This is a genomic window from Streptomyces sp. NPDC045778, from assembly GCF_056431945.1.
The window spans coordinates 54,701-61,095 of sequence record NZ_JBWKJZ010000045.1 but is presented as its reverse complement, the minus strand read 5'-3'; the positions used below and the strand labels follow the sequence as shown (position 1 = coordinate 61,095).

The following is a 6,395-nucleotide window of genomic DNA, read 5'->3' as shown; positions in this document are numbered from 1 at the left end:
GGCCGGACGAACTCCCACTCGGCGTCCGACAGTTCATGGCGACGTATCACGACACCATGATCCACCAGCAGTGAACATTTGACGACACCGCCTAGTACGAGTGCTCGAAGGCGGCATGCCCGAGTACAGCGGAAGCACCGGCGCACACTCCGCCCGAGGACGACCCACTGCTCACTGAGCCCGCCTGTCTCGGGAATGCGGGAGAGTCCGCGCGTGCCTGTGGGCCGGATTCCGTGGTTGGTCACGGCATCCGGCCCACGAGTGCGATGCCGCTGGGAGCGGTTACGGCGGGGCGGGCGGAGGTGTTACGCCCTCCACTCCACGTCGTAGGCGCCCATCTTGCTCTTGCCGCAGCTCATGCCGAACTTCCAGTTGCCGCGGCCCATCCACCGTCCGTAGTGCGACGTGCCGTCCCAGCACTCCACCATCGCGCGGGCCATGCCCCTGGTCACGCTGCAGTTGGCGGTCCAACCGTGGGTGGTCGTCTTCCAGTTGGTGCAGCGGTAGCCCGGGCCGGCGGCCTGGGCGGGGGAGGCCGTCATGACGCCGCAGGCCGCGGTCAGGGCGATGGCGCCGACGGATGCCGCGACCTTGGCGCGCACGGTCGAGAACTTCACTTCACGTCGTCCGTTCTGTGGATGAGATCGGCGACTCGCCTTTCGAGTCGCCTTCGCGGGCGGCCTGATGAGCCCCCTTCAGATAGGGGGTGAGAAGGCCGAATCACCGGAAAGGCATGTGTCCCCGCCGGGCCCGTCGAAGATCATGTACCGACCGTGATCAATGTGCATAATCCTCCGCCTGTGATCCCCCTCACCGTTCGGGTCACAGGCGTACGCGCCCCTGCTGGCTGGGCTGTGCTCCCCCGGGGCGGTACGTCTCCCGCCCCCCGCATCGCTCAGTCCTTCTTCGCGGCGTCGGCTGTGCGCGGCCGGTGATCCGTGTCCGGTGCGGCGGTCGGGGTGGCACGGGGGCGGCCGGTGACCGTGAGCAGCGCAGCTGTCGTCAGGCCGAGGGCACCGGCCGCGAGGAGTTGCACTCTGTAGTCCAGGGTCGCCACCAGGGCTGTGCCCGCGAGGAGGGCGAGGCCCGTCGGTGCGAACACCAGTGTGTTCGCGGTGGCTGCCACCCGGCCGAGGAGTTCGCCCGGTGTCTCCTTCTGCACCGTGGTCAGGGCGCTGATGAGCGGCCAGGGCAGGCCGAGGCCGATGAGCAGGCTGCCGGCCACCACCGCGGGGAGGAAGCCGGTGGTCCGGCTCAGCGCCCCGAGGGCGAAGAGGGTGAGGCCGAGTCCCGACAGGAGGCGGGCCGGGACGCGGCGCATGAGCGCCCCGGCCGTGAGACCGCCGATGACCGACCCGAGCCCTTGGACCGAGCTGAGGACGCCGGCGAATGCCGCGGGCTGGTGCAACCCGCTGTCCAGGAGCGCGTAGGTCGCCGTGCTGCTGAGACTCGATGCCGTCATCGCGCAACCGCCTGCAAGCACCAGGGCGCGCAGTGTCGTGTGCCGCCACAGGTGGCGGATGCCGTCCGCGGTCTCGGCGGTCCAGTTGCGCCGTGGCCGGCGTGCGGGCGCGGTTTCACGTACGCGGATCAGGCTGAAGGCGGCCGCACCCAGCAGGAAGGACAGCGCGTTCAGCAGGGCGACGGTCGGGCCGCCCAGAACCGTGAACAGGCCCGCGCCGATCAGAGGACCGAGCAGGCTGGTGCTCTCGATCGCGGTCCGTGACAACCCGTTGAAGTCCGCGCGCAGTTCGCCTGGAATGGCGGAGGCGATCAACGCGGCCTCAGCGGCGTCCATCAGTACGGCTCCCGTGCCCACCATGGTCAGTACGGCGAAGAGCAGCCAGACGTCCCCCGAGGAGCGCACGGCGAGGGGCACCGTCATGACCGCGGCCAGCACCAGGCTCGTGGTGATCAGGAGCGTGCGGCGGCGCATCCGGTCGGCAGCATTGCCGAGGAACGGTCCCGCCAGGGCCGGTGCCCAGGCACAGAAACCCACCAGGGCGGCCAGGCTGTCCGACCCGGTGAGTTCTTTCACCCAGACCCCGGAGGCGAGCAGCATGGCCGAGTCCCCGAAGCCGGAGACGACGACTCCCGCCAGGTAGACGCGGGCGTTGCGGTCCCGCAACACCGTGAACAGGCCCACCGCCATGCCCGCCCCCTTGCTCACCTCGTGGACTTCGGCACCCTACCCCCAACAGTTTGGTTGGGGGTAGGGGTGCTGAGGCGAGGGATGCGCTTTACTGACTGGCGTGACCGACGCAGATCCCGTCCTGAGAGCACTCGCCCATCCCCTGCGGCTGCGGATGCTCACGCTCATGTGGCCCGGACCGATGTCGGCAGCCGAACTCGCTCGTGAGCTGGACATCTCGCACGCCCTTGCCAGCCGGCACCTGCGGCGCCTGGATGCCGTCGGCCTGGTGGGCCTGGCCGAGGAACGCACTCGCCGCGGAGGCAGGGAGCGCCGCTACCGAACCGTCCACGGCTCCCCGTTGTCCGACCGCCGCGACGGGGCCCGGATGCTGGCAGCGACCCTGGCGCACACCCTTCAAGAGCGTGCCGCGCGCCGCAGGCCGGACGGCAGGGGGGCGACGGTAGACGCGGAACTGTGGGTCGCCCCGGAGACGTGGGAAGCGGCCCGGCAGCGAATCGCCGAGGTGATGGCCGAACTCCACGACGCCGCACGCCCACCACGCACGCCCGGCACCATGCCCGTGGGCCTGAGCCTGATGGCCTTCCCTCTGCAAGAGGCACCACACGCCGAGGCCGACCGGGAATCGTGACGAGCGCCATCCTTTGCTGATGGCTGTCGCCGACACAGTGAACCGCCCTGTCCCCCACGTGGGGGACAGGGCGGTTCACTGTGTGGGCAGACACCCCTGTTCACGCGCGGGGCCGCTCACGGGGCGTGGGCCGTCAGACCCGGGTCAAGGTGTACGTACCCGTGCCGTCCTGCCGGCCGCTGGAGTACTGGCGTATGAACTCCCCGTCCGCGTACCGGTCGTGGCCCATCATGGAACCGGAGTATTTGTTCTGCACACCGATCTTCGAGCTACCGGGTACGTCGCGGTAGATGTAGAACCGCTGGAGGTCGTCCTCCGTGCAGGAGGTCGTCGTCAGGGCCGCCCGTTCGGCGCCCGGGTTCTGCCCGGCGATGGTCGCGCACCCGCCGATGCCCCAGTTCCACAGGGTCGCCTCGATGACCCCGTTGTTCTCCGTCACGTTGCACAGGCGCCAGTTGTCCAGGTGGGCGCTGAAGATGCTGGAGGGCCGCAGGCGGACACCGTCGGCAGCCAGGATCGGCGCGCCCCAGGACAGGGGTTTGCCGGGTACGGCGATCTTGTAGACCTCGGCCTGGCAGTCGAGCGCGGCCCGCGCGCCGCGCTTGGTGGCCTTGGGCTGGTCGGCGGACGTGCCACCGGCGAGCGCCGGGGGCTGCGCGAGGCGGTCCTGCTTCTGCTTCGCCGTCGGCGCCACGGCGCCCGCCGGACGCTCGGCCTTCGCGGCGGCCGAGCCGCAGTCGAGGAGGGTCTGCGCCTTGGCCATGATGCTGCCCGGGGGCACCTGGTCCTGGCAGCGCACCGCGCCTTCCTCAAGGGTGGTGTAGGTGGTGAAGCTGCCGCCGCCGGATCCCTCGATCCACTTCAACGCCCAACTGCCGTCGCCCCCTTGGACGCGGTTGCAGTTGAGGCTTCCGTACGTGCCGGTGACCTTCTTGGTGCCCTTGTACACGCCGTAGTAGCCGGCCTGGTTGAAGTTCCACGCGACCGAATTCGACTCGGTGCTGGTCGAGGAGGACTCGACCTTGACATTCAGGCCCACGCTCGCGCCGGCTTTACCGAGGGTCTCGGAGGCGAATCCGCCCTCGATGCTGTTGTTGAGGCCCACGGAGACCGTGATGGTCGTCTGCGTGCTGGTGGTGACGGTCTGGTTGCCAGTGGTGCCCTCGGTGACGAACCAGCCCTTGAAGTGGGTGATCGTCGGGGACACTTCGGTGGACTTGATGTACGGGTGCCGTGTGCCGAGGTCGGCCGACGTACAGCTGTCGCCGAGCCGGGGTGTGGCCGTGGCCGCGGGTGCTGCGGCAGCCGGTGTGGCGGCGAGGCCCATGGCGGCGACCGCCGTGGCGGCCACCGTGGCGGTCACCGCCGTGAGCGATCTGCCGACGCGGCTGACGGGTCCTGTGGAACGCATCGTTGCCCATTCCCCCTGGTCGTGTACATGTCTGGTCGGGGGTGAATGTAGCGGCCACAGGGGTGGGGGCGTGAGATCGGAACTGGCCACCACCTGGAGGGGCTTATTCCGCGCCTGGTGGGAGCGTGGGCGGTTCTCCTCGCCGTGGCGCGGCTCTCCTTGCCTGACGGGCCTGGAGGCACCTCGCGGTGGCTCCGCTCAGGAGGTGCGGGCTTCGGCGACGGCGAGGCTGTCCTCGTACACCCGGAAGCCTGCGATCAGCCCCTGCTCGACGACGAAGTGGACCGCGAAGGGGCAGTGGTACGGCTTGCCGGTGGCGCGCACTCTCCCGGCGAGGTGGCCTGTGATCACGCCGTGGACGCCGTCCGCGATGACCGTGTCGGGCCCGGCCCGTTCCGGATCGGGGCGTACTCCCGCCGCCAGTTCTCGGAAGTGGTCGCGGCCTCCGCGCGTGTCCTCCGGAGGCCGATCCAGGGGACGGCCGGATTCAGCGCTATGTGCCAGTCGATCCGTTCGGCGAACAGGGCGGCGATGTTGTCCGGGTCGCCGTGGGCCACCCTCGCCAGGAATTCCTGGACGACAGCGCGGGTGCGCTCGGTCGCGGCGGCGGAGCCGTCGGAACAGGTCACAGGGACACACGCCCTTCGCATACGCGGGACTTCCCTGACCGCCCCCAGCCCTCGGCCCTCAGCCCTCAGCCCTCAGCGAATACGGGGGGCTAGCCGCCCGCACATCCCCGTCCCTGCACCGACGCGCGAGCCTCAGTTGTGGGGAGTTCCCGCAGAAGGCGGAGCAGGCCAGCTCTGTCAGCCGCAATGACCCGAACAGCCCCGCGACCGGGAGGACGTCCGCGCGGTTGGCAGCCTGAGGCAGGTCGTGACTGTGAGCCTTTTCCAACCTGTAAGGGAGCCGATCGGTGCTTGACAGCTGTGGCTGATCGGCTGTTGCTACTGCGGCCGCTGAGGCTGGGTTGACGGACCTGGTGGGCAGCAGGCTGAACTCCTCTTTGGAGGCGTTGGGGTGGGCCCTCTCGTGTTCCCCTGAAGGTGACTCACGTGCCGGCGCCAGCCTGCTTATGCGGCCTGGACCTGCTGGATGGCTGATCGGTAAATGCGTAGCGTGTTGTTGCAGGCGTGGGGATACTGCCTCGGTGACCCGTTCTGCACTGCCTCAACCGCTTCGGCCTCGTGCGTTGGCGCCCGGAGACCTCCTCGTCATCGCGTCGCTGTCCGGTCCGCTCGACGTCAGGTACGTGCCCGACCTTAAGCGGGCGGTGACCGTGCTTGAGCGGATGGGATTCCGCGTGCGTCTCGCGCCGCTACTCGAAACCGGGCGGCACCATTGGTGGAGCGCGGCTCGGCCGGCGGAGATCGCCGAGGAGTTCAACGCGCTTCTGCGTGATCCTGAGGTGCGCGCGATTATCGCGCACGACGGTGGGACGACGGTGCTCGGTTACCTCGACCTGATCGACGACGAGGCGATCACTGCTGACCCCAAGCCAATCCTCGGCTACAGCGACATCTCGCTGCTGCATCTGGTGCTCCATGCGCGCACGGACCTGGTCGGCTTCCATGCCGATCTGGCCACCCCTGGACTCGGCGGGCACTGGCAGGCCGTGCCCGCGGTGCGCCAAGCGGAGCTTGAGAAGCTCTACCGGGCGCTGTTGTCCGGCCCAGAGGCGATCGGTGCGCTGCCCGTCAGCCCGTCGTGGGAGTGCTGGCGTGCCGGTCGCGCCGAAGGCCGGCTGATCGGCGGGTTGCTCAATCGCATCGTGCTGTCGCAGGCGACCCGTTACGCGCTCCCGCTCGAACGGTTCGACGGCGCGGTGCTGTTCTGGGAGGAGATGGGCTGCCAGGCAGCGCATGTGTGGAGCTATCTGCAGGTGCTGCGGCACCGAGGGATCCTCGATCGGATCTCCGGCATGGTTGTGGGCGTGCCGTATGCGATCGACGGGTTCGGGACGGACGCTTCGCCGACCCTCCGCGAGATCGTCCTCGACGTCCTCGACGATCGTGACATCGCGGTCCTTGGCAACGTCGACTTCGGACATGCCGGTCCGAATCTGCCGATGCCGGTGGGCATCCGCGTCGCCCTTGATGCGCAGCAGCGGACGTTGTCGCTGCTCGAACCGGCGGTGCGGGTCACTCATGACGATGAACCGGTCAGCTGAGCAACATGGATCAGTGAGGCTCTTCGCGTCC

At 69.1% G+C, this 6,395-nt stretch carries 7 protein-coding genes; 2 read left to right on the top strand and 5 right to left on the bottom strand.

The window, feature by feature from the left end; genetic code table 11:
* Positions 1-305: 305 nt before the first annotated feature.
* Both AC07GB_RS36270 and AC07GB_RS36265 read right to left on the bottom strand, forming a co-directional pair.
* Positions 306-617: a hypothetical protein gene (locus AC07GB_RS36270; RefSeq protein ID WP_478853178.1), complete on the bottom strand. Its 312-nt coding sequence runs from the start codon at positions 615-617 to the stop codon at positions 306-308.
* A gap of 278 nt (positions 618-895) precedes the next feature.
* Entirely contained in the window at positions 896-2,152 is a 1,257-nt protein-coding gene (locus AC07GB_RS36265) for an MFS transporter (RefSeq protein ID WP_478853176.1), read from the bottom strand.
* Positions 2,153-2,252: 100 nt separating this feature from the next.
* Between AC07GB_RS36265 and AC07GB_RS36260 the strand changes: the two genes are divergently transcribed.
* Entirely contained in the window at positions 2,253-2,783 is a 531-nt protein-coding gene (locus AC07GB_RS36260) for a helix-turn-helix domain-containing protein (protein WP_478853175.1), read from the top strand.
* A 133-nt stretch (positions 2,784-2,916) separates the two neighbouring features.
* Here AC07GB_RS36260 and AC07GB_RS36255 read toward each other — a convergent pair whose 3' ends face one another.
* From AC07GB_RS36255 to AC07GB_RS36245, 3 genes are all read right to left on the bottom strand, one after another.
* Positions 2,917-4,194 (bottom strand): hypothetical protein, encoded by a 1,278-nt coding sequence (locus tag AC07GB_RS36255; protein WP_478853173.1) that lies wholly within the window; start codon positions 4,192-4,194, stop codon positions 2,917-2,919.
* 198 nt (positions 4,195-4,392) lie between these two features.
* Positions 4,393-4,617: a nuclear transport factor 2 family protein gene (locus tag AC07GB_RS36250; RefSeq protein ID WP_478853182.1), complete on the bottom strand. Its 225-nt coding sequence runs from the start codon at positions 4,615-4,617 to the stop codon at positions 4,393-4,395.
* Positions 4,542-4,823: a nuclear transport factor 2 family protein gene (locus AC07GB_RS36245; RefSeq protein WP_478853184.1), complete on the bottom strand. Its 282-nt coding sequence runs from the start codon at positions 4,821-4,823 to the stop codon at positions 4,542-4,544. Before AC07GB_RS36245 ends, AC07GB_RS36250 begins: the two co-directional genes overlap by 76 nt.
* A gap of 521 nt (positions 4,824-5,344) precedes the next feature.
* On the opposite strand from AC07GB_RS36245, the gene AC07GB_RS36240 reads away from it, so the two are divergent.
* Positions 5,345-6,364 carry a S66 peptidase family protein gene (locus AC07GB_RS36240; protein WP_478853171.1) on the top strand — a complete coding sequence of 340 codons (1,020 nt, stop codon included), beginning with the start codon at positions 5,345-5,347 and terminating at the stop codon, positions 6,362-6,364.
* Positions 6,365-6,395 lie beyond the last annotated feature (31 nt).

Excerpts from the sequence above, each read along its gene's own strand:
- AC07GB_RS36255 (WP_478853173.1), bottom strand. The coding sequence starts at position 4,194 with ATGCGTTCCACAGGACCCGTCAGCCGCGTCGGCAGATCGCTCACGGCG.
- AC07GB_RS36265 (WP_478853176.1), bottom strand. The coding sequence starts at position 2,152 with ATGGCGGTGGGCCTGTTCACGGTGTTGCGGGACCGCAACGCCCGCGTC.